This window comes from Acinetobacter sp. ANC 4779, assembly GCF_004331055.1.
In the GTDB taxonomy this organism is placed as follows: Bacteria; Pseudomonadota; Gammaproteobacteria; order Pseudomonadales; family Moraxellaceae; genus Acinetobacter.
Genome location: NZ_SJNU01000001.1, coordinates 68,869 through 95,802, shown reverse-complemented (window position 1 = coordinate 95,802; position 26,934 = coordinate 68,869). Strand labels below are relative to the sequence as shown.

The following is a 26,934-nucleotide window of genomic DNA, read 5'->3' as shown; positions in this document are numbered from 1 at the left end:
GTAACATGGTTGCGGAACAGCAAAATTCTAGGATGAAATTGTCGGCATAGTTTTAGTTTTAAGCAAAAATTAAGCTTATGCTGGATCAAATTAAGTTGAAAGAAAATAAAGAATTGCGCTTATCTAAAATAGCCTAAGATATTAGGCATTAAAACTACCGATAGTGAAAACTATATCTAATGCAAAATGATAACGTAACAGATCAATTCTGAAAGTTAAATCAATGAAAGTGGGAAAGTTCGGACGTTTTTATAAACCATCTTCCGAAGCTCCCTGAACTTTAAATCTACCGTCATATTTAGCCGAAAAAAGGGGGAATGTTTTAATGTTCGGATTAAAGCTGCATGTTATAAGTGCTTAAAGCTGTATTTTGAGTTAATTTTAACAATCTAAGACAATAAAAAAGCCAGCGTAGCGCTGGCTTTTTTGCGCTCGGATTAGACGTTAAAACGGAAGTGTAAAACATCACCATCTTGTACGATGTAAGTTTTACCTTCTAAACGCCATTTGCCTGCTTCTTTCGCACCAGCTTCGCCGTTGTATTGAATGAAGTCATCATAAGCAATACATTCAGCGCGGATAAAACCTTTTTCAAAGTCAGTGTGAATCACACCAGCCGCTTGAGGTGCAGTTGCTCCAATTTTAACCGTCCAAGCGCGAACTTCTTGTACACCGGCGGTAAAGTAAGTTTGCAAGCCAAGCAGTGAATAACCTGCACGGATGACCGCGTTCAAACCCGGTTCTGCCATGCCCATTGCTTCTAGGAATTCAGCACGGTCTTCATCTTCAAGCAAAGAAATTTCTGCTTCAATCTGGTTGCACAGTGGAACCACAATCGCATTTTCTTCCGCAGCCAATTTTTTAACTGCATCTAAATGTGGATTGTTTTCAAAGCCATCTTCAGCCACGTTGGCAATGTACATGGTTGGTTTTAAAGTCATTAAACCAAAACCACGCACCAGTTTACGTTCATCATCATCAAGGTCAGCTGCGCGAGCCGGTTTACCTTCATCAAGTAATGGCTGGATTTTTTCCAAAATTGCTTTAACGGCAATCGCTTCTTTGTCGCCACTTTTTGCAGATTTTGTTAGACGAGTGATGGCTTTAGCAACAGCTTCAAGGTCAGCCAGCGCAAGTTCAGTGTTGATTGTTGCGATGTCATCAAGCGGATCAATTTTACCATTCACGTGAATCACGTTTTCATCTTCAAAACAACGAACCACATGGGCAATGGCATCGGTTTCACGGATGTTGGCCAAGAACTGGTTACCCAAACCTTCACCTTTAGATGCACCAGCAACTAAACCCGCAATATCAACAAACTCCATTGCAGTTGGAACAACACGTTGTGGTTTAACGATTTCCGCAAGTTTGTCCATACGTAGGTCAGGCACAGGAACAATACCGGTGTTTGGTTCAATGGTGCAGAAGGGGAAGTTTTCTGCAGCAATCGCAGCTTTAGTCAATGCATTGAAAAGTGTAGATTTACCCACGTTCGGCAAGCCGACAATACCGCAATTAAAACCCATGAAATGACTCACAAAGTATTATTTAAAAATTGTGGCTGATTTTACATGAAAGCCAGCACAAAGTCAGGTCATGGCTTTCATGTTTATTGAAAACAACTGAAATGTATATCCTTTAAATTTTACGTTTATCAAGTTGGTTGGCAAGGGTGTCTCCAGTCGCCTGAATCAACATGACGAAAACAATACTCCCAGACGATTGATGATTGATCACCAGATCTTATATGACCTTTTGAAGGCAGGGGTTTAATCGCAAACCAGTGGGCAAACTGCAACTTAGTATGTTGCATTAATTGCATTCTGGTCATTTTCAACTATATGAACATTGTCAGAAGTTAAATGTGACATAACGACAGCTTAAATAGATATCAAAATGCTACAAGTAATTAGATTCAAGAGTAAGCAAGTGCTTTTGCAAAACTTATGAGAAATCATGTTTATGATAAAAAATGAATGATTAAACTGTTTAACAATCAGAATGATTTGAATTTATGGCGCTTTTTATTTAAACAATGATTTATTGGTTTAGCCGCTTTAAAGATAATCAAGATAAAAAATGTATAAAAATAAATGATCTAGCATTGAACATCCGGCAATTATTTTGAATTAAAAGTATATTGTATTTCTAAGGCAGGGTGACTAAAGTATCCGAATGATTTGATGGTTTTGATTTAAGCAAAACTAAAAAAATAACTGCGGAGATTTTATGCGAACCTTATACCAGTTTCCTTTGTCTCATTTTTGTGAGAAAGCTCGCTGGTTGCTCGATCATAAAGAATTGGATTATGTTGCCCATAATATGATCCCCGGTGTGCATCGTGCATTTGCACAATTAAAAACAGGGCAAAATCGTTTACCCATTTTACGTGACCAAAACCGCTGGATTGCTGATTCGACTGAAATTGCATTGTATTTAGATGAAGTTTACCCAGAACATTCTTTGCTACGTGCTGATTTACAACAGCGTGAACTGGCTTTAGAAATTAATCAGCAAGCTACAGAATTGGGTATGCATGTGCGTCGCTGGGGCTTGGCGCATACTTTGACTGAAAGTGAAGAATCTCTCGATATTCTGATTGGTGAAAAAGGCTATTTACGCCAATTTGAAAAATATTCAAAACCGATTATCAAAGCATTGCTTTCAAAAGGTTATCAACTGAATGCGGATAAAGTGGCTGAGTCTAAACAACAAATAGATACTCTAGTCGAGCTTTTGAATCAGCGCTTAATTGAAAATCATGGACGTTATTTTGTGGGTGAACGATTAGGCTTGGCTGATATTGCTGTCTGTTCAATGCTGGCTCCACTTTTGGAAATTCCCGGTACGCCGTGGGAAAAAGAACATGTTGAGGTACTGTCTGAAGAATTTAAAAAATATAAAGAGACGTTAACTGAATTACCCTTAGGGCAATATGTACTGCGGATTTATCAAACCGAACGCAATGCCCGCGTGGATTGGCGTGGGATCTAAAGATAATTTATAAAAATACGCGCTCCATAATGCATATTTTTTGCTCACTCAATGACTTACCAAAAAAAGACTTAATCCAATACAATCGCTGCTCGAGTTCTAAACTTGGCATTGATGTCGTTAGCATGTTACATCGTGAATCGCTAGCGTGCTGCTACTGATACCTAAAATGTCGTGAATCGAATCTGTGACATCCGTGGCAATATTGCCTAAATTGATATTGCCTAAACTGCTGTTAGCTACACATAAATCTTTACGTTCAGCTAGTTCAAGCGATGAACTCATCCAATACATTGGTAATTTGAAGAAGATTAAAACCACCACCATTCGACTGAATCTACTGTACTGATCAAGTTTTAAAGTACTGAGCTTTCAAAATCTTATTTTGAATTAAACATTTTTTTTGGAAAATATTTTCAGAATATTAAAACTTTATGGAAATAAACAATTGTTGTATAACTTAGAGAGCGCAATTTTTTGCGCATCTATTGATTGTTGAGAAAGAGTATAAAAATGGAACTGGATCGTTTTGATAAACAAATCCTAGAAATTTTGAATCAGGAAGATGCGAATTTAAATGAACTTTCAGAACGAATAAATCTTTCTGTGAGTTCTGTACATCGACGCATTAAGCATTTGATTGAAGCCAATATCATGACGCATTTAAAGCGTGATATAAATTATGCCAAATTGGGTTTTAGCCTGCATGTTTTATTGCAAGTGTCTTTAAATAAACATGATACCGATACTTTCGCGAAGTTTTTAGAAGAACTGGAAAGTATTCCGGAAGTGATTAATGCCTTTTTAGTGACAGGTCAATCTGCCGATTTTATTGTTGAAGTGGTCGCAAAAGATATGGAAAATTATAGTGAAATTCTTCTAAAGCGTATCGGTAAAATTGAGCATGTTGTGGCACTGCATTCGAGCTTTGTCATTAAAGAATATAACGTGTTGAACTGTAGTGGCTTACTCAGTCGGGTGTAATCGCTTTTATTTAATCTATCACTTTAAAAATTGATCCTCTGATTCATCTCTGGTTATAAAGGTCATAAAAAACGCACTTATTCGTGCGTTTTTTATGACAGATTTAAAACTGGTTATGCAATTAAGCATCCAACTGTTCTAAAACTTCATCTGAAAATTCTACGTTGGTATAAACGTTTTGAACATCATCAAGATCTTCAAACATATCGATCATTTTCAGAATCATTTTGGCTTGATCGACGTCGGTAATTTCTGCTTTAGTGGATGGACTCATCACAACTTCAGCATTGTCAGATTTTAAACCTACAGCAGATAACGCATCCTGTACATCACCAAATGATTCAGGTGTGGTGATGACTAAAATTTCATCTTCACTCACTTCAATATCTTCAGCGCCCGCTTCTAAAGCCACGTCCATGATTTTATCTTCTAAAGAAACATCCTCAAAAGTAATTTCACCTCGTTTGGTAAACAGGTAAGCTACTGAACCAGCTGTACCTAAGTTACCATTGGTTTTAGAGAAGCAATGACGAACGTCAGGTACAGTACGGTTCAAATTGTCTGTCATGGTTTCGACCAGAACCGCTACGCCACCAACGCCATAACCTTCGTAAGTGACTTCTTTTAAATCATCGTTATCTTCACCACCGGCACCCCGTTGAATAGCACGGTTGATCACATCACGTGTCATATTTACAGACAGTGCTTTTTCGACAACAGCACGTAGACGCGGGTTACTTCCCACATCTGGGCCACCGAGTTTTGCAGCTGTGGTTAATTCACGAATGTATTTGGTAAAAACTTTACCACGGCTCGCATCTTGTCTTGCTTTGCGATGCTTGATATTGGCCCACTTGGAATGACCCGCCATGTGAAATATGCTCCTTGTAGATTGGCTTTATGCCTAATCGAATGTACTAAATTCTACCATAAGCCCTTTTTTCTTAGAAAGGGCTGGCTTTTAAGTTTTTATACAAATACCCGTCAGTTTTTAGGTTCTGGAATAACAATATCCAAATCAACCTTATCTTTATAAAGTTGTTTAAGCAAAGCTAAGTCATGATTGATTTCAGTCGGGTAGATTTTTCCTAAAATGCCGCCTTGCTTAGTAGTTGAATTGGCATACATTAAAACGATAGGAACACCTGCGGCCTTGGCAATATGCCAAAATCCGGTACGAATCGGTCTTCTGGTTTCACCCGGTTTTGCACGCGTGGCTTCAGGTGCAATCACAAGATTAAATTTTTCATTTTGCTGAAAATGCTCCACCATAACCGACACGATATCTTTATTAGATTTACGATCGACTGCTATACCACCAATGGCTTCTAATAACGGTTTCATCGGACCCTTAAATAATTCTTTTTTAATCAGGGTATGAATTTTCATATCAAAAATTTGGAACAGGGCAAGGGAAAGAACTGCATCCATCATTGAAGTATGTTCAAAGCCAACAACGACTTGTTTATTCTCAAGTACATCGGGTTCAACATGATAGGTCCATCCTGCAAGTTTAAATGCAGATTCACCAATAAATTTTTTTAACATAGGAAGAAATTAGGCAATCCGAAAGTTAGCTAATTTCTGCTTGTTCTTATTTATAGTCAAGAGGGTATGTGTTTAAAGTGAACAAATAAATACAGAGGGATATCGTTTTAAAAATAGCTGTATTAATTGTTTTTATATATAAATAGACTTTAATAAATATTTTAAATCTATTACTTAATATTAATTAAGTCTTAATAATGACTTGAAATGACTATTCAGATCAAAAAATAACTATTAGACTTTTGTCGAAGATAAAAGTTTCTGAACAAATTGTTCAACTTCGCTTTTGTTTAATAAGGATTGAAAAGAATGATGTATTTTTCGACTTTTTTATTGGCGTTTGGGTTGTTTACCCTCGTTATTGTTTGGTCTTTGATCGAAATTCTCTTGGAATCCCGAAAAGAGCGTAGTTTTGGTTCTTAAGCAGGTGGCTAACCTAACCGTTATAAAAATTAATTTCTCTTTTTATTTTGTGAATAAATACTGAAAATAAAGGCTAAGTAATTAAATTAAGACCTTTTGAGTATAATAAATTCATCATTCTTTTATCATGTAGTGTTGAGTGTTAAAATTGCCTGAGTGGTATAGCCTATGTTTTTATTATCTGGATTTATTTTTTAAAATAAAAAGTATGGTCGCCTCATTTTATCAATCACAAGTTTTTTTAAATATAAGTTATAAATAAATGATTAACAGAATTGTTGTGTTACTGTGCAATTAAAAGCGGAAATGCTTGTTTTTGAAAAATCTTCGTTTGTATTGTCTCGCCTGAACTTGTTGATATATAACAAATTCAGCTTATAAGGGCTTATAGATCATTTAATTAGAACAACGGACTGATAATTTAAATTCTCCTGCAAAATTCGAAACTCCTCATAATATTTCACAATACTACACCTCCAATTAAATCCTTAAAACCTCATATTTACAGCATATTGCAATATACAAATCATTATGGCGATCGATTGAAATACTTCTATCCTCTACCAATCAAATATAGTCTGCTAGGCCTTATAGGCTGAATTAGATTTTCAAGAGTTCCGTTGGTACGGAATACCTGATAGGCAGGCAGATTATCGCCACACTGTACGAGTTATCACAGCAGTGACTGCAACGAAGATAAGCGAGGCTTAAGAAAAGGCCCTCAACTGAGGGCGGCTTTTCTTATTTACGTTACTTTTATTGCTTAATGTTTATGTCCATCATCCACTTCAATCACTATTTCATTTTTGGCTTTGGCTGTTCCTTTTAAATCATCGTAAACTACTTTTCCGTGAAACACTGTCATCAATACTTGGGAATCCTCAAGCTTATCTGCTTGAAGTTTAAATAGATCCTGATCCATTACTACCAGGTCGGCAGCTTTACCCACCTCAATTGAGCCTGTTTCTTTTTCTGCAAAAATCGCTTCAGCACCTTGGATTGTATGACTGTTTAACATTACATTTAAGGGAACACCTGATTTTACTCCACCTGCAATTCTAGTCATCGGGAAGAATTCACGTACAGGATAATCGCTTGAAGAGTTGACCAAGACACCTGCATCAAAAAATGCTTTAGGCAATGGATGACCATCTGCGCGAATATTCAAAGCTTTAAAACGTGGAATAGTTGGAATAGCTTCATCACTCACATGCGTAATCATATGGCGTGCGTCACGTGGACCATTTTGTTGAAGTGCGTATTCAAACGCATCCAGCATTAAATTGTAGGTGCGAGTTGGGCCAATATTATGAATATAAACTCGGAATTTTTCTCGATCGAGTTCAGCCACTGTTTTTTTCAAGACTTCCTGATCCCAGACTACTGAACCATAAGTGCTGCTTGCCCCAGTTCCGAAAATTTTAATTGAATCCGTTTTAAAGAATTTTCCTTTATATTTAGCGCGACGTTCAATAAAACCAGGGATCTGCTCAGTCCCTCGATTTTCATCGGCCCATTGTAAAAGGTCATAACGGACAGTCAGTTTATTTTCTTTATCCAATGCCTGCATGGCATCTAGGAAAGTATCAGTTGGATAGTGAATCGGAACCATGACAGAGGTTACGCCGCGTTGAGGTGCAAGATCTTCCTGGAAAGATAAGATGGCATCTTTATATTCTTGCACACTAAAATCTGGTTGAGGTAGGACACTAATGACCAAATTCTGGGCGCCAAATTCACGTAAAATACCGGTCGGCTCACCCGTGTTATCCCGGTCAATAAAAGCACCTGGCGGATTTTGTGTGTCTTTAGTTATACCTGCATTTTGCATTGCGCGGGTGTTGGCCCAGACTTCATGATGTCCATGGGTAATGAATACTGCCGGGATATCTTTACCCACAATATCATCTAGTAATTGTGCCGGAGAACGGCCTGTTGCCTCAGCCTGTTCAAGAATATATTTCAAATTCCAGCCGACACCACGGACTTGTTTAATATCGGGACGTGTGGCTAAAAAGGCTTGAGTTTCTTGTTTATAACCTTCCAGACTTGGTGCTGTTAAGTTTACCCAGTACATCGATTCTGCACGAAGATAAGCGTGGTTATGAGTATCAATAAAGCCTGGCAATAACGTTTTACCTTGTAAGTTGATCACGCGTGTATCTTCACCGCGCCACGTTTTCAGTCCAGCGTCATTACCGACATAAACAATTTTTCCGTCTTTTACCGCGACTGCCTGAGCTTGAGTACCTTTAGCATCTGCAGTGTAGACCGCAGCGCTTTCAAAGATTAAATCTGCCTGTTTGGTTTGTTGATGCTTCTCATCATCATTGCCACATGCAGTCAGGGCGAGTGCAAGGGTGCTTAATACAGCTGAACCCATCCAAAAGCGGCGCGGAGCATTTGGGGATAATTGTTTCATTGTTCTTTCCGTCCTGGTTTATTGACAATAAAGAGCCTCTTTATTGTTATTAGCATGACAATATATTTAAAAACCTTTTAAATATTTTTTGTTGTATTGCCCTATGTCTAAATTAGACAGCAAAGGTTAGGGTGTCAAAAACCATCGGAGTATATTTTTATAGGCAGAGAGTATATTAAAAATAAACAAGACCAACTGACATTTTTACAACACTAATTAAACGGAAATAAATAATATTAGATATTTTTTATAACACGCCTATGAGAGTGATGATTTAACACTATGGAATTTATAATAAAATAATATTTATTTAGATTGTTTTTAACATTATTAAGCAATTACTACATTGCTCATTCGATTATGATGAACTTGAATATCGGAATATGTGTGAAGGCTCTTTAATAAGAGCTTTGAGTAATAATTGTTAATACGCCATAAATAGTTTTATTAATAATCAATAAGTTCTTTTTATTAAATTTACAGTCACACAACCGGATACAGATGTTATGTTGGATAAATCGATTTAAGGAGTACCTTGGTAAAGCTGCTACCAAAGCAGTTTATTCCAAAACTATAGGATGGAAACTAAAATGGCTAACCAACAATCAAACCAACAATCTGATCAACAGCAACAACAAAACCAACAGAATGATCAGAAACATCAACAACAAAACCAACAGAATGATCAGAAACATCAACAACAACAATCAGACCCTAAACACCAACCAAATCAACAACCAGAAAATCCGCAAAAACAACAAAAATAATATTGGATAGAATGGAAGCAAAGCCCTCAATTGAGGGCTTTGCCATAATAGAACCAGTGAAAATTAGCTAGATTTATCTAGTTTTAATTTGTCAATGCAATGATTTAGAATTAATTCATGCGCCTGAATCGTTTCTTCAAGTTGATTTAAAAATTTAAAATAAAATATTTTATTTTCCAGAGTTCCTACTCGATCCTCTTTAAAAAAGCCCTCTATTTTAATTATTTGCTCTTTTAAATTTAATCGATCGGACTAGCCATACATTTTTTTAATATTATTAGTATTACCTTTATTTTTGTATATCCGATTGATTAAAATAGATTGGTTGTAAGACTCACTATAAAAACTGATTAAGAATATATAGTACATTTGAACTTGAAAATATTTTTTATTAAATTGATCATATGTATTCTCTAAGAAATCATATTTTTTATTTTAGAATAAATCTTGATATCTGGGTATTAACAATCAAGAATATACTCGACATTCTTATCTTTAAGGTGTTCTGAAGTTTCTGGAATAAAACGAGCTGGAATTAATTGCTGTGTTAATTTTTCATCAGTCAATGTGGTAATATTTTTAATGTTATCGTCGAATTTTTGCAGGAGTATATTTCTCTTTTAATCATCACTCTATATTGTTTTATATTCACCTAAAACAATGTCCTCAATAGCATTCATTGCTTCTCTTAATTTCCTTTCACTAACCTGAATATAACCAGAGGTCACATCAAGATCCTCCTCATGATTAAGCAATTTTTTAATCGTGTACCGGTCATAATCAAGGTTTTCAGCAATAGATCCAAAGGTCCTACGTAAATCATGAAAACTGAATTCAATCCCACATGACTTATTAATCTTTTGGCGTACTTTGGATATATTTACAATGTGGCCAGAACTAGATTTAGCAGAAGGGAAGACCCATTCTGTAGTGGCCTGTGCACGTCTTTTCTTCATCAAATTAAAAAGGAAGTCGCCCATAGGCAATGTATGAGATTCGCTATTCTTTGGATCTATAGATGAGATTCGTCCACATTTTAAATCTATACTGGACCAAGATAGAGATTCACACTCTTCACGTCTAAGGCCAGTTAAAACTAAAGTTAGTAAAAAATCCCGGTTAGTCTCCAGTTGTTGCCCGCGATCTTGATATTTAAATACCGCTTTAATCCAGTCGGGCATCTGGTCTTTATTAATATAGGTTTTTCGGCGTCTGATTTTATTCCAGGCATTCTTAGCATTTAAGGTTTTAATAGGGTTGTGTGCATCAAGAATAGGTTTATCGTTATTGTCTAAGGAATGTTCAACCGAATAATTATAAATGGCACGAAAAACACGCATAGCCATATTGGCTTGCGCTTTACTTCTCTGTGATAACTCTGAGTGCTTGGCTTGAATCATGGTGCGTGAAATATGATCAAGCTTAATGTTCTGCCACTCCTTCAAATAATCATTAATCACAATCGTATAATCTTTTACGCTTCTAGCTTTTAGTGTTTTATGAAGAAGATAATTATCGAAGGCTTGTTTTAGAGTAGGCTTGCTTTTTGATAAGTCTGATTTTACTTTTTCCGCAGCAATGGCTTTTTTCTTTTCATTATTGGGATTGATCCCTTGCATCATCTGAGCAAGTTTGTCTCTAGCAATCTCTCTTGCTTGGACAAGCGTTAAATTGCCATATAGACCAATTGTAGACCGTACTGTTTTTCCTAGAACTTTCTTTTCGACAATATAGGTCTTACAGGTGGAATTCACTCGAATAGCGAAACCAATGATCTCACTATCTCTATAAATAGCAGGAATCATTTCGAGTTGATCAATAAATGTCTTTGTGAGCTTTACTCTTGAAGAGGACATCGCTAGAATCGCTATCAATTGCACTATCTTGCAATATAGTACAATAATTTCTAGCGTCTACCATGCGTCTACAAGTAAAAATGCTTGCTCATTTACGAAATGTTAGATAGTATTGATGCGCAGCCAAGCTATTGAATATGATGGTTTTGCTAAATTATAGGGCCTATAGCTCAGTTGGTTAGAGCAGCGGACTCATAATCCGTTGGTCGACAGTTCAAGTCTGTCTGGGCCCACCAAATATTGAACCTCATAAATCTTTTTTGTTTATGGGGTTTTTTAATGACTTTTATTTAATTAAATATCAAAAATGACTGATCTCTTTAAGGTAAATTCTTTAAATTAGATTTGAAATTGGTTTATTTTTGGCATTCATATATTAAATAATTTGCTTAGTTTAGCATCATAAATTTGTGTGATTCTTTCTTTATTCTTTTAAGACTTTGTTTATATTTGTTTTTTAAGATGTATTTTTTAATAATCAAAGGATGGAGTTTGTTAAAGCTGACTCACGGTTACTCTAATTTCGATGATTTTTCCTGTTTCTTATACAGGTGAAAGAGGAATATTCTTTTTTGTAATTTAGGCTAAAAATTATTGCTAAGTTGTTTGAATTATCTCAAAAATATGGTAATAAGTAGTGGTGATGGTTTTTTAATCACACTATTGTTTCAGGATGAAATATATTTAAAAAACTTAATTTTAAAAACAAGCAAAAGGGAGTTTAGAAAATGCTTCAATTACTTATGAAATTATTTTGTTTACATGTCTATGAATATGAGCACATGGAAGAAATTGGGGAACATTATAAGGAATGCAGAAAGTGTGGAGATAAGCCGCTTTAATTGAATTTTATTTATAACAAAGAAGTGAGCCTAAAGCTCACTTCTTTGTTTTCAGCGCAAAATTGGTAATAATTGATAAGTAAAAAATTTTACTTAGGGCTACGGCCAATGAACAAAGATTTTAAAGCAAAAACGTATATTGTGAATGAGCATCTGGAAGATACATTAAGGTGGTTGTGTCATCACCAAGAAAGTTTTGATTCATTCACCTATGATGCGGTTACTCAAGAATTGGCAGTTCATCATGCCAATGGTATAGATATCATTCGGGTGGGGGATTATCTGAATGCGAGTTATGGCATTTTAATTACAGCACATAACTTTGCAGAATAATCTGAAAAATAAATTTCCTAAGAAAAAAGCCCAATGAGGGCTTTTTTTATCAATGATCCGAATGAATCATTTAACTTGCCATTGCATCTACTGATAATTCTTTAATACTAGGTTTGGCTTTTTCTGCAACCAAGCCCAATTTATCAAATAACTGTTTGTCTCTACCTTCACCTGCATTCGGGGTTGTCAAAAGTTTTTCACCAGAGAAAAGAGAATTGGCACCCGCCATGAAAGCCAAGGCCTGATCTGAATCGGATAGAGATTCACGACCGGCAGAAAGACGAATATAGCTCTTAGGCATAATAATTCGTGCAACCGCAATAGTACGAATCCATTCCGTCACATCTAATTTTTCTACATCTGCAAGCGGCGTACCTTCAATCGGAACCAGCATGTTGATGGGTACAGATTCAGGGTGAGTCGGTAAGGTTGCAAGTTCGTATAAAAGACCAATCCGATCATTACTGTTTTCACCTAAGCCGACAATCCCACCACTACAGACTTTCATACCTGCCTGACGGACATGATCCAAAGTATTTAAACGATCATCATAAGAGCGTGTGGTAATCACATTGGGATAATATTCGCGAGAGGTGTCGAGGTTATGATTATAATAGTCTAAACCCGCCTCACTTAGGCGCTCAGCTTGAGACTGATTGAGCATGCCTAAAGTCATACAGGTTTCCAAGCCTAGCGCTTTAACTTCGTTCACCATTTCCAATACATAAGGCATGTCGCGTTCATGCGGATTACGCCATGCAGCCCCCATGCAGAAACGTGAAGAACCTGAAGCAAGCGCTTCTTTGGCTTCCTGAATCACTTTATCGACAGCAATACGTTTTTCAGTTTCAAGTTTTGAGTCATAACGCGCTGATTGTGAGCAATATTTACAATCTTCAGGGCATTTACCGGTTTTAATTGAAAGTAATGTGCTGACTTGAATGGTATTCGGATCAAAGTTTTCACGATGAATGCGCTGTGCCTCAAAAACTAAATCTAAAAAAGGCTGGTTATATAAAGCCTGAATTTCTTCGCGTGTCCAGTCATTACGTACATTCATTGGTGAAAATCCATAATCATCATTATTTATTGTTATTTATCATACCTAATTTAAACCAAATCTAAAGGCATAAAAAGCCAAATTTCATGGTATCTATCGATGGTTTTGAGTCAATATTGCTAATTATAAGATTACAGATTTAGTTACAAACTATGTCTTATTTCTTTAAATATAGACGCAAAGTTTTTAATAGAATTTTTTATTTTGTTTTGAAATGGAGAGTATTTTTTTTATAGAGATAAAACTTTGCTTGTATCTGGAAAATGATAAACCTGAAAATTTTTTGGAAATAAATGAAATATCTACATGGATTTAGCCAGCTGTTCCTGAATTGCCCAGTCAATATGGACTTGCACAATCTCATCATGCAAATCACGCGTTTGTTTTAAAGTTTCCAAAATTTCATGAGAAAAGGGTGCATTTCCCAAGCCAATCGCAATGTTTCGCATAAAGCTTTGATAACCGGTACGTCGTATTGGGCTGCCTTCAGTCTTGGCTAAAAAGGTCGGTTCATCCCAGTGCCATAAATCCAGTAAGTTAATCTGATCCAGACCATGTCGAGGGTTAAAATCTTCAATCGTGGCTTTCTTGGCAAAACTATTCCATGGACAAATCAATTGGCAGTCATCACAGCCAAAAACACGATTACCAATCCCACGACGTAATTCTTCAGCAATGATGCCTTTATATTCAATGGTTAAATAAGCAATACATTTACGCGCATCCAACATATAAGGTTCAACAATAGCTTGGGTTGGACAGATGTCGATACAGGCAGTGCAAGAGCCACAATGCTGCGTTGCAGGCGAATCGAAGGGTAAATCCAGCGAAGTAAACAGTTCGCCCAAAACAAAGAAGGAACCTGATTTTTTCTGAATCAGTAAAGTATGTTTACCTGTCCAGCCCATGCCGGCATTTTCGGCTAAAGATTTTTCAAATACCGGTGCAGAGTCAGCAAAAGGACGCGATTCAAAATCTCCAACCTTTTCACGAATGATGCTGGATAAAGTTTTTAAACGGCTGCGCATGGTTTTATGGTAATCGCGCCCCCGCGCATAGCGTGCAATGATGGCTGCATTGGGTTCATCTGGAACATAACGCGGTTTAGGAGTTTCCACCAGATAATTCATGCGTACGCAAATAACGCTTTTGGTGCCGGGAACCAGCAGAGTCGGATCGGCACGTTTTGCTAAATTTTCTTCCAGAAACTTCATATCACCATGATAACCGCGCTTTAAATATTCTTGAAAACGTGGCAATTCTTCTTGAGCATCCGGTTTGGCGATGACACAATCACTAAAGCCTAATTGCAAAGCTTGGGCTTTAATCCACGCTTTTAGCGCTTCAGGATCATATTGATCTAAAGGTATTTTCTGAGACGGTGTGGATGTTGCCATAATTTAACAAGAAGGGAAGAACAATGCGTCAGCAAGTTTATCATAGCCCCGTTTATTTGAGCCAAAGTATTCAAGCATGGGAGCAACGCTGGTTTGCTCAGCAAAACCGTTCTTATGCCTTGATGCAGCAAGTTGCCTGGATGATTGCGCAGCGCCTGGTTCCCATTTTTCAGCCTCAGAAAATACAAAATATCGCTGTATGTTGTGGACAAGGCAATAATGCAGGGGATGGATATTTAACAGCTCAATATTTAAAACAGGCCGGTTTTAATGTCGAGATTTATGCTGCTGAACTGGGTTCTTCAACAGATTTGCATACGGCTTATCAAGAAGCTGTCGCTGCCGAAATAAAAATTCATTCAGGTTTTAATTTTCAAAAACAATATGACTGTTATATCGATGCTTTATTTGGCATTGGTTTAAATCGTGAACTCAGTGCTGATTGGCAGCAGATTATTCAAAGTATGAATGCCCAATCAGGTTTAAAAATTGCCATTGATGTTCCCAGTGGTTTACAGGCCAATAGTGGTCAACCCTTACCTTGTGCAATTAAAGCCGATTACACCTATTCAGTTTTAGGTTTAAAAGCAGGGTTATTTACCGGACAAGGCAAAGAGTTTGCAGGGCAGGTTGAGGTTATTTCCCTGATTCCGACAGATGCAGAACTTAATCCAGTCGCCCACCTCTCACCTGATACAATTTCATTGCCCGAGCGTCAGGCATTTGGCCATAAGGGTAGCTATGGTCATGTACTTGTGGTGGGTGGACATGCCGATATGGGCGGTGCGGTAATGATGGCGGCTGAATCGGCTTTTAGTGCTGGCGCGGGTAAAGTCACGATTGTTTGTCATGAAAAACATCACATCGCGATTTTGGCACGTTCACCGAATATTATGCTACGTGATATCAATGCCTTGACCAACACCGAAATTCAGCAATTATTAGATCACGTCGATGCGATTAGTTTTGGGATGGGGTTGGGACGGGATAGCTGGTCAGAGCAACAATTTTTTAAATGGTTTCCGAAGATCAATACTGCTGAATATTTACAGGTAGTAATGGATGCCGATGCTTTATGGTTCTTGGCTGAACATCCTGAATTGTTAAAACCAGATTCTTATGCGACACCGCATCCTGGTGAAGCTGCAAAACTTTTAAATTGTTCTGTCAAAGAAATTGAAAATGATCGAATTGCAGCCATTCATCAACTGCAAGAAAAGTACGCAGGACAATGGGTACTCAAAGGTGCAGGTAGTTTAATTCTGGAAGATCAGTTGTGGATTTGCACGAAAGGCAATGCCGGTATGGGAACAGGCGGCATGGGAGATGTACTGGCTGGTATGGTGGCCAGTTTGAAAGCGCAATTTTCCGGCCACATCCATCTGCATGAAATCGTCACTTTACATGCCTTGGCAGGCGACTGGTTGGCGACAAAAGGGATGCGCGGTGTGCAGGCGCATCATATGAATGAAGCGATCTATCATATGGTGAATGGGAGCGATGATGAATAAGGCGATTAAACTCATCATTCAGGGTAAGGTGCAAGGTGTGGGCTACCGGCGCTGGTTTGAGCAGCAGGCTTTAGCATTAGAACTTAAAGGTTATGTCAAAAACCTAGAGAGCTCTGAAGTTGAAGCCGTGGTTGTTGGTACGGAACATCAGCTCCATTCAATCATTGAGCGTAGTTATATAGGGCCATCCCTTGCCGAAGTTTCAAAGATCATTCAAGTTGAATATGAGCAAGCACCGGATTTTACCGCATTTAAAATATTGCGCTGAATGTGAATTTGGATAAAAACGATTTAAGAGGGCAAGGATGGATAAATATCTGGTAGTCGCAGTGGTGATCATAATTTGTATTGTAATGGTGATTTATACACAACGCGGTGAGAGTTCAAGTAAAAGATTATTTAAAGATATCGTTCAAAAAGAATTCATTCAATATAAAGTGATTGAAAGGAATCAAACCATTTTGATTTGCGAAATGAATCCACGCAATGAACCTGAGGAACTGGTTTTGATCCGGATTGATCCCAATCAGAAAAAGAATATGAGAAGTTTCGGACGGAGAGTTACTTTTACTTATCCCAAGCAACCCTCAATTGCTGACATGCGTAAGGATTTCGCGCCGTATCTTTAAATATTGTATTTATCGTCTTCTGCTGGTGCGGCTACGACCACGTGCCATACCGCCTAAAGCATTGAGTACCGCCATTTTACTCATGCTGCCTGAAGCATGGGCATGGCAAATTGCGGCGGCTAAAGCATCGGCAGCATCCTGTTGTGGCTTAATGCTTAAATTTAAAATACGCATCACCATCATCTGAACTTGTTCTTTATCTGCTGCGCCATAACCGACAACAGATTGCTTAATTTGTCGTGCGGTATATTCGGCGACTTGTAAATCTAGATTGACCAACGCGGCAATGGCAGCACCACGTGCTTGACCGAGCTTCAACGCAGAATCGGGATTTTGTGCCATAAAAACCTGTTCGACTGCCGCTTCAGTAGGTCCATGAAATTTAACAATACGCTCCACACCGGCAAAAATTCGTTTTAAGCGTTCCGGCATTTCCGGGGTTTCAGTACGAATGGTGCCTGCATCTACAAAAGTCAATTTTTGCCCATCTTTTTCGATAATACCGTAGCCTGTCATGCGAGAACCCGGATCGATACCAATAATTAATGACATATAAAGACTTTAAAAATAGAATAATGCCCATATTGTTACATAAGCGTATCAAAAAAGCTTGGTCGTGATTAAGCACTTGTATATTGCACCCTATTTATTTTATTGAGATTTGATCAATTTTTATGAAATTATTTCTTATTGTTTTAGCTAGCTTAATCCTTGAAGTCTTTGTCTGGATTGGCGTGGGTGACCTCGTCGGTAGTATGTGGTACGTGTTTTTCTGGTTTGTTGCTGCCTTTTTTATCGGGATAAATCTGATTCGTAAATATTCGGCAGGTTTAATGCCTCAGATGCAGCAAATGCGTATGGGGCAAATGAGCAGTGATCCTGCATTAACCGGGAATCTGCCAAAAATTCTGGCTGGATTGTTGTTGCTTATTCCAGGTTTGATCACCGATGTCTTGGCCGTACTGATTTTGATTCCAGCCGTTCAGAATGTATTTAAAAATGCCTTGATGAAAACCATGGCAAAACGCCAGCAAATTATGATGAATAAAATGATGGGCGGGATGATGGGTGATGTAAATGGTGGCGGTGCCCAAGGTCAAAACCCATTTGCCGATATCATGCGTCAAATGCAGGATATGCAACAACAGCAAGGGGGTGCACCGGGTCGTGACTCGAATGTTATTGATGGCGAAGCTCGTGAAGTAACGCCCGATGCGAAAAAAATTGAAATGAAAGATGTGAATAAATAATTTACTGATCTGTATTTTTAAAGCCGAATCATCACGATTCGGCTTTTTTATAAGCTGTATATTTTACTTAAAGTACAAGCTAAGGCATGCAAGAAATTGAACAAACAATATAATGCATTTTTCTTAAATCTTCCTCTATTTCTATGTCATTGCTTTTGACCATTTGTGCACTGCATTTTGTTGCACAGCTTAGCCCCGGCCCGGATGTTTTATTGATTGCTAAAAGTTCAGCGTCGACTTCAAGGGTGAATACTTTAAAAATTATTTTGGGTATTTCCGTTGGTATTGTGCTTTGGGTTGCATTGACCCTGTTGGGCTTTATTGTTCTGATACAGCAATTTCCATGGATACAGCAAGTATTAATGCTGATTGGTGGTGTATTTTTGGCGCGCATGGGTTGGGCAATGCTAAACGGCGGTTTAAAAAATCTTAAGCAAGAAAAGAGTTTGGAGGATGGTCAAAAACTCACTATACCTGATTCTAAAAATCATTTTTTATTGGGATTATTTACCAATTTATCCAATCCTAAGACCCTGATTTATTTTAGCAGTGTATTTTCTTTGGCCTTAAGCTCCTCCGCATCGGCACATTTAAAAATCCAACTGGCAGTGATTATTCCACTGCAAACCTTCTTGGTCTTTGCCTTGTTTATGTTGATTATGTCAATGCCAAAAATCAAAGCTGCTTATCAGCGTTCAGGTGGTTATATCGATATTATTTCCGGGGGATTATTCTTAGTTTTTGCAATCTGGCTAGGAGTAGATGCATTCTCGATGTTTTAGTCTTTTTTGACAGAATCATCAATGAATTGTGTAGATGGGGGAATGACATTGCTGACTTCCTCATTTTTTTCGCTTTGAGAATAACGATTGGGTTTTAAGGTTGCCTCAGTATTTTCTGAACCTTTATAGCTGCGGCTACGATTAGCACGTTCGCGTAAGCCACCTTTTTTAATCAGTTGAACCATCATACACTCCCCATCATTGTCTGCTATTTTACCTAAAAAAGTGAGAAGTAGCTGTCTTTTGCAATTTTAAGATTCAAAACTTGTTTTATTCCATTATGTTACAAATAATGTCTTTTGAATTGGATTTAATGATTATATTTCCAATATAAATGAATGGCTTATAAAAACAATTAAACAGATAATAGTTCTGAATCTATTTAAGTTATGAATAAGTAGACTTGTATCTTAATACAGAGTCACATAAGATTTTAGCCATATTACCTTCCATCAAATAACCGGGTGGAAATATAAAAACAAGAATGTGTGTAATGTAGGAGCCATAGCTATGCTATATCAATATCATTGTGCGTGTTGTGATCAGGTCGTTGAATCAACCCATCATAAAGAATGTACAAATTGCGGTTCACATAATATTAAAAGTCCTTATGGTTTCTGGATTTTTTGTGTTTTAACCTGTCTGGCCGCAGTGATTATTTTTAAAGTCGTTCATATTTATTTGCAGGATCATCAAGAAATTCCTGTCCAACCCTCGGTACTTGAAGTGATTAGTGCCAGACCATAATAACTTCAGTTTAAATTATTGGAAAATCCTGATTTTTGATCATCATGATTTTTATTGATGATCAAGTTTTAGATTTTTATGTATTTAAAAAGTCTGCTTGATTGATGATAGACAGAGCTTGATTCACTTCAAAAATTTTTCCACGAATATTATGGATACCAAAACTTTGCAGACGTGCAGTGTGCATGTGTAAGTATTTTTCTGCATTGGCTTGGCTATCAAATAAATAGATACCACCCGCTTCTTGAGTGACACTATTTTCTGTCCATATTTTCCATAACATGCCATCTTCGTGATTAATACTTTCGGCAAGTTGTTGATAGGCTTGATGCATTTCCTCCCCAAATGGACCTTGAGAAGGGAATTCAACTTGAAGAATAACGGCCATGGTTTTTATCCTATGCAATAAAAAAGATGATTGATCATAACATTTTAGGCTTTTGTATATTATTTTAAAGCAGAAATGAAAAAGCCCACAACACTGTGGGCTTTTAAATGAAAAAACTTACAATCCAGCAGAGGCTTTAAGCGCTTCCACTTTGTCTGTTTTTTCCCAGGTAAATGCAGTGTCTGAACCTTCACGACCAAAGTGACCATAAGCAGCAGTTTGCTTATACATCGGTTGAATCAGGTCTAGCATGCGGGTAATACCGTATGGACGTAAGTCAAAATGTTCACGTACTAATGCAATGATCAATTCTTCAGATACTTTAGCTGTATTGAAGGTATTGATTGAAATTGAAGTTGGCTCAGCAACACCAATTGCATAAGAGACCTGAATTTCACATTTATCAGCCAGACCGGCAGCAACAATATTTTTTGCTACATAACGACCTGCATAAGCAGCAGAACGGTCAACTTTAGATGGATCTTTACCAGAAAAAGCACCACCGCCATGACGTGCCATACCACCGTAAGTGTCTACAATGATTTTACGGCCGGTTAAGCCGCAGTCACCTACAGGACCACCAATCACAAACATCCCGGTAGGGTTGATGTGGAATTTGGTGTTTGCATGGAACATTTCAGCAGGAATCACTTTTTTCACGATTTCTTCAATCACAGCTTCTTTAAGATTTGCCTGTGAAATTTCAGGATCGTGTTGGGTAGACAATACCACTGCATCTAAACGAACAGGCATGCCATTTTCATATGCAAAAGTTACCTGACTTTTCGCATCTGGACGTAACCAAGGTAAACTGCCGTTACGACGTAGTTCAGCCTGCTTTTCCATTAAGCGGTGTGCATAAGAAATAGGAGCAGGCATTAAAACGTCAGTTTCACGGCTTGCATAACCAAACATCAAGCCTTGGTCGCCAGCACCTTGATCTTCAGGTTTTTGACGGTCAACACCTTGAGCAATTTCAGGAGACTGTTTACCAATCATGTTGATGACAGCACAAGTTGAACCATCAAAGCCCAAGTCAGAATGGTGATAACCAATTCCATTTACGGTTTGACGTACAATTGCTTCGAAGTCAACATTTGCAGTTGTTGTGATTTCACCGGCAAGTACTACCGCACCCGTTTTGACAAGCGTTTCACAAGCAACCCGTGCATATGGGTCTTCTGTTAAGATTGCATCCAAAATAGCGTCACTGATTTGGTCAGCCATTTTATCCGGATGACCTTCGCTTACAGATTCCGAGGTAAATACAGCGTACTCGCGCATAAGCCCTATCACAGTTAATTTTAAAGACCCGATATGTTACATCGAGTTAGACTTTTGGACCAGTTCTATGCGACCAAAATGACTGAAATTATTTCAATTTCACGACTTTTTAATTGATATATGCATCTAAAAAACTGATAAGCAGAAGAAATTGGGTTTTTAAATTGGTATTTCTATTATAAGAATTTTTATACAGTCAATGTTTAATCACCTCGTCAAAGCGTATTGATCAGTGAATGAAATATTATTGCTCAGATTTCCTGTTAAAATTGCTATATAAAAATACTGATCATTATCAGAATATTAGTTCAGATGATTTGTGTAGAATGATTGTTTTTAGATCGCTCTATCGAGCTTATATAAGTAACTATGAGCAATAAAAACAGTCACAAAATATAGAGTTTAAATAATTATATTTTTCATTAATTTTTTTAAAAGATGAATTTTATTCAACTTCTGTGTCTATCGGGTGTTAATTGATCAAATTTAATTTTAATAGAACTTTTTAGACGTTATTAGATGAGGGAAATTCATCCATTCCTAGCTAAATGAAAAAAATGATTCTTTTAATAACGAAAATGTTTGAATAATGTTCTAATTGAATAAATGAAGCTGAATTATCTTTAAAATATTATTGATGAGTCTTAAATTAAATAAATCACAGTATTTACTATCAAGTTAAATACTTAAAAGCGATGTGAAATTGAACTCTACCTGCATTTAAACATGCCTAGTCACGAATAAATGTTGAAATGTTGACTATTAGGCTTTACCCCTTGGCGTTTTTTTAAGACAATATAGCCAGCTTTGAATTTTCCTATTCATCATCTTCTTTAAACGATTTAGTTGGACTCTGACCTATGACAACCCCGCTTAACGAACGTCGTATTGCAAACGCAATTCGTGTATTGGCAATGGATGCTGTGCAAAAAGCAAATTCAGGACATCCAGGTGCTCCAATGGGGATGGCAGATATCGCTGATGTACTATGGCGCGAATTTTTAAATCATAACCCAACAAATCCACAATGGGCTAACCGTGACCGTTTTGTATTGTCGAACGGCCATGGCTCAATGCTTCAATATGCATTATTACATTTAACCGGTTATGAGCTTTCAATTGCGGATCTTCAACAATTCCGTCAATTACATTCTAAAACGCCAGGTCACCCTGAATTGGGTTATGCACCAGGAATCGAAACGACAACGGGTCCACTCGGTCAGGGTATTGCCAATGCAGTTGGTTTTGCTGTGGCAGAAAAAACTTTAGCGGCTCAGTTCAACAAAGACGACATTAAAGTGGTTGACCATTTCACTTACTGTTTCTTGGGTGATGGTTGCTTGATGGAAGGTGTTTCACACGAAGCATGTTCATTGGCGGGTACTTTAGGTCTCGGTAAACTTATCGCTTACTATGACGACAACGGTATTTCAATTGATGGTGAAGTGGAAGGCTGGTTCTCTGACGACACTGAACAGCGTTTCCATGCTTACGGCTGGCAAGTGATTAAAGTTGATGGTCATGATGCTGATGCGATTCGTCAGGCAACTGTAGATGCAAAAGCTGAAACTGCTAAACCAACATTAATCATGTGTAAAACAGTGATTGGTTTAGGTTCACCAAACAAACAAGGTAAAGAAGATTGCCACGGTGCGCCGTTAGGTAATGACGAAATTACTTTAACGCGTGAAGCTCTAGGCTGGACTGACGAAGCATTTGTTATTCCTGCAGACGTATATGCTGCTTGGGATGCAAAAGACAAAGGTGCTAAATCTGAAGCTGCCTGGAATGAGGTATTTGCTGCCTATGCTGCAAAATATCCAACAGAAGCTGCCGAACTTAAACGCCGTATCTCTGGTGATTTACCAGCTGACTTTGTTGCCAACGCAGATGCCTATATTGCTGAAGTGAATGCAAAAGGCGAAACAGTTGCAACACGTAAAGCAAGCCAAGCAGCGATTCAAGCATTTGCACCACAACTTCCTGAAATTTTAGGTGGTTCCGCAGACCTTGCAGGTTCTAACCTGACCCTTTGGAAAGGTGCACAAGGTATTCAGGATAATCCAGCGGGTAACTACGTACACTATGGCGTACGTGAGTTCGGTATGACCGCCATTGCCAATGGTGTTGCACTTCATGGCGGTTTTATTCCTTACGTAGCAACCTTCCTGATGTTCATGGAATATGCACGTAATGCAGTACGTATGTCTGCAATCATGAAACAACGTGTGATTCATGTTTATACCCATGACTCGATTGGTCTGGGTGAAGACGGTCCTACACATCAACCGGTAGAGCAAATTGCATCACTTCGTGGTACACCAAACCTAAATACTTGGCGTCCATGTGACACCGTTGAAGCCGCAATTTCTTGGAAATCTGCACTTTTGCGTTCTGAAGGTCCAACTGCACTAATTTTCTCTCGTCAAAACTTGCCATTCCAAACGCGTACTGAGGCTCAAATTGCTGATGTTGCCAAAGGCGCTTATGTATTGGCTGAAGAAAAGGGCGAATTAAAAGCAATCATCATTGCAACCGGTTCTGAAGTATCTCTTGCGATGGAAGCATATGCACAACTTGAAGGTGTGCGTGTTGTTTCTATGCCATGTGCTGAAGAATTTGTTAAACAAGATGCGGCTTATCGTGAAGCGGTTCTTCCATCGAACATTCGTGCACGTGTAGCGGTTGAAGCTGCACATGTAGATTACTGGTGGAAATTTGTAGGTCTGGATGGTCGTGTGATCGGTATGACGACTTATGGTGAATCTGCACCTGCGAAAGACTTGTACACATACTTCGGTATTACAACTGATGCTGTGGTTGCTGCGGTAAAAGAAATTACTGCTTAATTTTAAAAGATTAAATGAGTGAAAACGCCCCCACGGGGCGTTTTTATTTTAATAAATTTTTAACGATATTGTTCTAGCAGTTTTTAGAAAAAAGTATATAGTGATGCCATTCATTGAGTATTCCTTTTGAGATGGCATTTATTCAGCATAAGTGAGGAAAATATGAGCCTTTATAACCAAATTAGTGATGAAATCACTTTAATGGAACCCGGCGAGCAAAAGTGGATCGGTCAGGATCTTCCGCTGGAAAGCATGATGGCGGTAGTGTTGATGCTGAAAGAACTGGACGAAGAAAAAGTGATTAAAGTTCGTCGCCAAAATCGTGAAAAGCACACTGGCTTAAAACAAGTCGATCGTGTGTTGGTTGAAAAGTTATAAAAGATTAATGATCTTTAAAAGCCCCTCATGGGGCTTTAATTATTTTAGCGATGGGTTAATTATCTTTAATTGCTTTCGGAGGGTTCATTCCATTTAAAGTTAAATAGATCCAGCCAGTCAATTATCTGTAAAGTCACCTGATCTTCTTGCAATATCATGTCTCTAAACTGTACATTTTTTGTATTAAATAATTCGAATATCATTCAAAAAACAATGCAAATTAGAGATTGAGATAGAATAATAAAAGCTGATTAAAAATAATTTATGAAAATTATCAACTGATTAACATCAACACCTTTATATCGAGGCGAGTGTCCTGTAGTAAACCCAAGTGAGTGTTCTATTCTTGCAACATATCGTTTTATCTATACCAGTGAATTAAGATAATAAACCTATACACTAACAATTATTCCAAAGAGAGATAAAACACATGAATTTCAAAGCAATAACTTTAGGTTTGGCGGTTGCATCTGTTGCAACTTTATCTTTGGCAAAACCCGTTGCTTACCAGATTGACCCAGGCCATTCAGCAACAGTTTTCTCTTGGAGCCACTTTGGTTTCTCTACACCTTATGCGAACTTTTCTGACATTCAAGGTACCATTAATGTCGATAATGAAAAACCTGCCAATTCATCAGTAAATGTCATTATTCCAGTATCAAGTATCAACACCAATGTAAAAGCATTGGATGAGCATATTCAATCTGCAGAATTCTTTGATGCTGCTAAATATCCGAACATTACTTTTAAAAGTACCAAAGTTCAGGCTTTAGGCAAAAACAAATACAAAATTACCGGTGATTTAACGGTGAAAGGTGTCACTAAACCTGTGGTTTTAGATGCTATGTTAAATAAACAGGCAGTTCATCCAATGACTAAACTGCAAACGGTTGGTTTCAATGCAACCACTTCATTTAACCGTTCAGCCTTTGGTATAGGCGGTTATGTTCCAAATGTGGGCGATAAGATTACTGTGAATATCACCACTGAAGCTTCTGTTCCTGCAAAAAAATAAGTCTAAAATGCGCTAATAAAAAGCACCATTGATGGTGCTTTTTATTGTTTAAATTATTTTAAATACGTTAATCCCGGTTTAAGATCAGCAGGCAGCCAAAACTGATAAATATCCCGCCGGTAATGCCGTCAATTTTCTTGCTGGATTTTTGATAATAATGATTAATTTTTGCTGCAGAAAAAAGTAGAGCAACAGCAGAAAACCACATCAGACTTTCGATAAATACCAGCGCTAGCAATGAACTTTGCTCAAAAATACTGACATTTGTGCTAATGGCGATGGAAAAGACGCTGCTGAAATAGATTAGCGCTTTGGGATTAGCCATGTTGGTCAGAAAACCTTGAACTAATAGTGTGCGGTGTGATTTTATCGGCAGGATTTCATTCGGATTTTTCGAGACAGGCGCCGGATTTTTATTGAAAGCGGATTTCAGCAATTGTATCCCTAAATAAAGCAGGTATAGGCCACCTAAAATCATCAGCACCTGTTGCAGCCATGCTATCTTTTGGAAAAGGTAATGCAAACCACTGATGGCACAAATTGACCAGACTAGAATGCTCAGTGAAATACCTAAAGCCGCAAATAGGGCATGCGATCTGGACTGGCGAATAGCACTTTGAGTGACAAAGAAAAAATCTGGACCTGGACTGATCAAGGCAAAAAAATGAATTACCGCAATACTGATTAAAGGTGTCATGGTCAAAAAATTATATAAATGAATTAGATCATAACTTAAAGTCTATTTATTTATCACTTGCTTCATATAGTTTCGTAAAATTTGTGTAGCAACCGTTTCTAATGACACGGCATATTTTTTATTATCTGCCCGCAACTGTGGAATATTGATATTCGCTTGTCGTAATTCGCAAGTATGTCCAATGAGCCATTTTTCCAGGCTCTCTGCAGTAACTTCAAGATGGAATTGTAAGGCCAGAATATTTTTGCCCACTGAAAAAGCCTGATTTGGATAAATGTCAGAGCTGGCCAGTAATTCAGCCTGTTCCGGCAAATCGAATGTATCGCCATGCCAGTGTAAAACAGCTGTATCATTTAATGGTGTCAGCACGTTATTTACAGTATTTGAAAGACTGAGTTTGCTCCAGCCAATTTCCTTTTCATCACCTGCATAGACTTTTGCACCTAAAGCATGCGCAATCAGCTGGGCACCTAAACAAATACCCAAGGTCGGTAAATTATCTTCCAGACGAACTTTTAGTAAGTCAATTTCTTGTTGTAGGAAAGGATAGTCATTGCTTTCATAAACGCTGATGGGTCCACCTAAAATAATGGTCAAGCCTTTGTGCTGAAATGCTTTGCTTAGGTCATCCACACCCGCTTCGAAATAACGTACCCGAAAGCCAAGTTGATAAAAAATATCTTCCCAATGTCCCAAGTCTTCAAAGGCGAGGTGTTGAATGGCATAGATGGTGTCTGGAAGATTCTGCATGTTGATATGTTTAGTTAATAAATTA

Annotated in this window: 27 protein-coding genes and 1 tRNA gene; 14 read left to right on the top strand and 14 right to left on the bottom strand. The window is 37.8% G+C overall.

What is annotated here, in order from left to right:
- Positions 1-437 precede the first annotated feature (437 nt).
- Positions 438-1,529 carry a redox-regulated ATPase YchF gene (ychF, locus tag E0H80_RS00445; RefSeq protein WP_131362208.1) on the bottom strand — a complete coding sequence of 364 codons (1,092 nt, stop codon included), beginning with the start codon at positions 1,527-1,529 and terminating at the stop codon, positions 438-440.
- A 703-nt stretch (positions 1,530-2,232) separates the two neighbouring features.
- Between ychF and E0H80_RS00435 the strand changes: the two genes are divergently transcribed.
- Positions 2,233-2,997: a glutathione S-transferase family protein gene (locus E0H80_RS00435; protein WP_131362206.1), complete on the top strand. Its 765-nt coding sequence runs from the start codon at positions 2,233-2,235 to the stop codon at positions 2,995-2,997.
- A gap of 120 nt (positions 2,998-3,117) precedes the next feature.
- Here the strand turns inward: E0H80_RS00435 and E0H80_RS16550 are convergent, their stop codons facing one another.
- Positions 3,118-3,282, bottom strand: a complete 165-nt coding sequence (locus E0H80_RS16550) for a hypothetical protein (protein WP_165494262.1) — start codon at positions 3,280-3,282, stop codon at positions 3,118-3,120.
- A gap of 228 nt (positions 3,283-3,510) precedes the next feature.
- Here E0H80_RS16550 and E0H80_RS00430 point away from each other — a divergent pair, with 228 nt between their 5' ends.
- Positions 3,511-3,981, top strand: coding sequence for an Lrp/AsnC family transcriptional regulator (locus E0H80_RS00430; protein WP_067867693.1), 471 nt, complete (start codon positions 3,511-3,513; stop codon positions 3,979-3,981).
- Between the two features lie 121 nt (positions 3,982-4,102).
- Here E0H80_RS00430 and E0H80_RS00425 read toward each other — a convergent pair whose 3' ends face one another.
- The 3 genes from E0H80_RS00425 to E0H80_RS00415 form a co-directional block, all read right to left on the bottom strand.
- A complete protein-coding gene (locus tag E0H80_RS00425; protein ID WP_131362204.1) occupies positions 4,103-4,852 on the bottom strand; it encodes a YebC/PmpR family DNA-binding transcriptional regulator in 750 nt (249 codons plus the stop codon).
- A gap of 113 nt (positions 4,853-4,965) precedes the next feature.
- On the bottom strand, positions 4,966-5,529 hold the full coding sequence (locus E0H80_RS00420; protein ID WP_067867688.1) for a 1-acyl-sn-glycerol-3-phosphate acyltransferase: 564 nt from the start codon (positions 5,527-5,529) through the stop codon (positions 4,966-4,968).
- A 1,186-nt stretch (positions 5,530-6,715) separates the two neighbouring features.
- Positions 6,716-8,374 (bottom strand): amidohydrolase, encoded by a 1,659-nt coding sequence (locus tag E0H80_RS00415; protein WP_213073393.1) that lies wholly within the window; start codon positions 8,372-8,374, stop codon positions 6,716-6,718.
- A 590-nt stretch (positions 8,375-8,964) separates the two neighbouring features.
- Between E0H80_RS00415 and E0H80_RS16545 the strand changes: the two genes are divergently transcribed.
- A complete protein-coding gene (locus tag E0H80_RS16545) occupies positions 8,965-9,141 on the top strand; it encodes a hypothetical protein (protein ID WP_165494261.1) in 177 nt (58 codons plus the stop codon).
- A gap of 632 nt (positions 9,142-9,773) precedes the next feature.
- Here the strand turns inward: E0H80_RS16545 and E0H80_RS00410 are convergent.
- The gene (locus tag E0H80_RS00410; RefSeq protein ID WP_131362202.1) at positions 9,774-10,997 is read right to left on the bottom strand and encodes an integrase family protein; all 1,224 of its coding nucleotides are present in this window, start codon (positions 10,995-10,997) and stop codon (positions 9,774-9,776) included.
- A gap of 159 nt (positions 10,998-11,156) precedes the next feature.
- Here E0H80_RS00410 and E0H80_RS00405 point away from each other — a divergent pair.
- Positions 11,157-11,233: transfer RNA gene (locus tag E0H80_RS00405), tRNA-Ile, on the top strand.
- Positions 11,234-11,947: 714 nt separating this feature from the next.
- Complete coding sequence (locus E0H80_RS00400) at positions 11,948-12,172, top strand: hypothetical protein (protein WP_131362201.1); 225 nt, start codon at positions 11,948-11,950, stop codon at positions 12,170-12,172.
- Positions 12,173-12,242: 70 nt separating this feature from the next.
- On the opposite strand, the gene bioB is transcribed toward E0H80_RS00400, so the two are convergent.
- The gene (gene bioB, locus E0H80_RS00395; RefSeq protein WP_131362199.1) at positions 12,243-13,232 is read right to left on the bottom strand and encodes a biotin synthase BioB; all 990 of its coding nucleotides are present in this window, start codon (positions 13,230-13,232) and stop codon (positions 12,243-12,245) included.
- A 302-nt stretch (positions 13,233-13,534) separates the two neighbouring features.
- Positions 13,535-14,629, bottom strand: a complete 1,095-nt coding sequence (queG, locus tag E0H80_RS00390; protein WP_131362197.1) for a tRNA epoxyqueuosine(34) reductase QueG — start codon at positions 14,627-14,629, stop codon at positions 13,535-13,537.
- A gap of 23 nt (positions 14,630-14,652) precedes the next feature.
- Here queG and E0H80_RS00385 point away from each other — a divergent pair, with 23 nt between their 5' ends.
- The 3 genes from E0H80_RS00385 to E0H80_RS00375 are packed head-to-tail and all read left to right on the top strand — an operon-like array spanning position 14,653 to position 16,769.
- Complete coding sequence (locus E0H80_RS00385; protein WP_131362195.1) at positions 14,653-16,140, top strand: NAD(P)H-hydrate dehydratase; 1,488 nt, start codon at positions 14,653-14,655, stop codon at positions 16,138-16,140.
- Positions 16,133-16,408 (top strand): acylphosphatase, encoded by a 276-nt coding sequence (locus tag E0H80_RS00380; protein WP_131362193.1) that lies wholly within the window; start codon positions 16,133-16,135, stop codon positions 16,406-16,408. The genes E0H80_RS00385 and E0H80_RS00380 overlap by 8 nt, the downstream gene beginning before the upstream one ends.
- A 37-nt stretch (positions 16,409-16,445) precedes the next feature.
- Complete coding sequence (locus E0H80_RS00375; RefSeq protein ID WP_131362191.1) at positions 16,446-16,769, top strand: hypothetical protein; 324 nt, start codon at positions 16,446-16,448, stop codon at positions 16,767-16,769.
- A gap of 9 nt (positions 16,770-16,778) precedes the next feature.
- Here the strand turns inward: E0H80_RS00375 and ruvC are convergent, their stop codons facing one another.
- On the bottom strand, positions 16,779-17,321 hold the full coding sequence (gene ruvC / locus E0H80_RS00370) for a crossover junction endodeoxyribonuclease RuvC (RefSeq protein ID WP_131362189.1): 543 nt from the start codon (positions 17,319-17,321) through the stop codon (positions 16,779-16,781).
- Positions 17,322-17,443: 122 nt separating this feature from the next.
- Here ruvC and E0H80_RS00365 point away from each other — a divergent pair, with 122 nt between their 5' ends.
- Both E0H80_RS00365 and E0H80_RS00360 read left to right on the top strand, forming a co-directional pair.
- Entirely contained in the window at positions 17,444-18,019 is a 576-nt protein-coding gene (locus E0H80_RS00365; protein ID WP_131362187.1) for an FxsA family protein, read from the top strand.
- 143 nt (positions 18,020-18,162) lie between these two features.
- Positions 18,163-18,801: a LysE family transporter gene (locus E0H80_RS00360; protein ID WP_131362185.1), complete on the top strand. Its 639-nt coding sequence runs from the start codon at positions 18,163-18,165 to the stop codon at positions 18,799-18,801.
- Here E0H80_RS00360 and E0H80_RS00355 read toward each other — a convergent pair.
- Positions 18,798-18,986, bottom strand: a complete 189-nt coding sequence (locus tag E0H80_RS00355; protein WP_131362183.1) for a hypothetical protein — start codon at positions 18,984-18,986, stop codon at positions 18,798-18,800. The genes E0H80_RS00360 and E0H80_RS00355 overlap by 4 nt on opposite strands.
- A gap of 325 nt (positions 18,987-19,311) precedes the next feature.
- On the opposite strand from E0H80_RS00355, the gene E0H80_RS00350 reads away from it, so the two are divergent.
- A complete protein-coding gene (locus E0H80_RS00350) occupies positions 19,312-19,548 on the top strand; it encodes a hypothetical protein (RefSeq protein ID WP_131362180.1) in 237 nt (78 codons plus the stop codon).
- 76 nt (positions 19,549-19,624) lie between these two features.
- Here the strand turns inward: E0H80_RS00350 and E0H80_RS00345 are convergent, their stop codons facing one another.
- Both E0H80_RS00345 and metK read right to left on the bottom strand, forming a co-directional pair.
- Complete coding sequence (locus tag E0H80_RS00345; RefSeq protein ID WP_131362178.1) at positions 19,625-19,936, bottom strand: monooxygenase; 312 nt, start codon at positions 19,934-19,936, stop codon at positions 19,625-19,627.
- A 117-nt stretch (positions 19,937-20,053) separates the two neighbouring features.
- Positions 20,054-21,220, bottom strand: coding sequence for a methionine adenosyltransferase (metK, locus tag E0H80_RS00340; RefSeq protein ID WP_131362176.1), 1,167 nt, complete (start codon positions 21,218-21,220; stop codon positions 20,054-20,056).
- Between the two features lie 860 nt (positions 21,221-22,080).
- On the opposite strand from metK, the gene tkt reads away from it, so the two are divergent.
- From tkt to E0H80_RS00325, 3 genes are all read left to right on the top strand, one after another.
- Positions 22,081-24,069: a transketolase gene (gene tkt / locus E0H80_RS00335; protein WP_131362174.1), complete on the top strand. Its 1,989-nt coding sequence runs from the start codon at positions 22,081-22,083 to the stop codon at positions 24,067-24,069.
- A 162-nt stretch (positions 24,070-24,231) separates the two neighbouring features.
- Positions 24,232-24,447 carry a hypothetical protein gene (locus tag E0H80_RS00330; protein ID WP_067724440.1) on the top strand — a complete coding sequence of 72 codons (216 nt, stop codon included), beginning with the start codon at positions 24,232-24,234 and terminating at the stop codon, positions 24,445-24,447.
- A gap of 430 nt (positions 24,448-24,877) precedes the next feature.
- Positions 24,878-25,462 carry a YceI family protein gene (locus E0H80_RS00325; RefSeq protein ID WP_131362172.1) on the top strand — a complete coding sequence of 195 codons (585 nt, stop codon included), beginning with the start codon at positions 24,878-24,880 and terminating at the stop codon, positions 25,460-25,462.
- Between the two features lie 67 nt (positions 25,463-25,529).
- Here E0H80_RS00325 and E0H80_RS00320 read toward each other — a convergent pair whose 3' ends face one another.
- Entirely contained in the window at positions 25,530-26,159 is a 630-nt protein-coding gene (locus E0H80_RS00320; protein ID WP_131362170.1) for a LysE family transporter, read from the bottom strand.
- Between the two features lie 42 nt (positions 26,160-26,201).
- The gene (locus E0H80_RS00315; protein ID WP_131362168.1) at positions 26,202-26,909 is read right to left on the bottom strand and encodes a glutamine amidotransferase; all 708 of its coding nucleotides are present in this window, start codon (positions 26,907-26,909) and stop codon (positions 26,202-26,204) included.
- Positions 26,910-26,934: the final 25 nt, after the last annotated feature.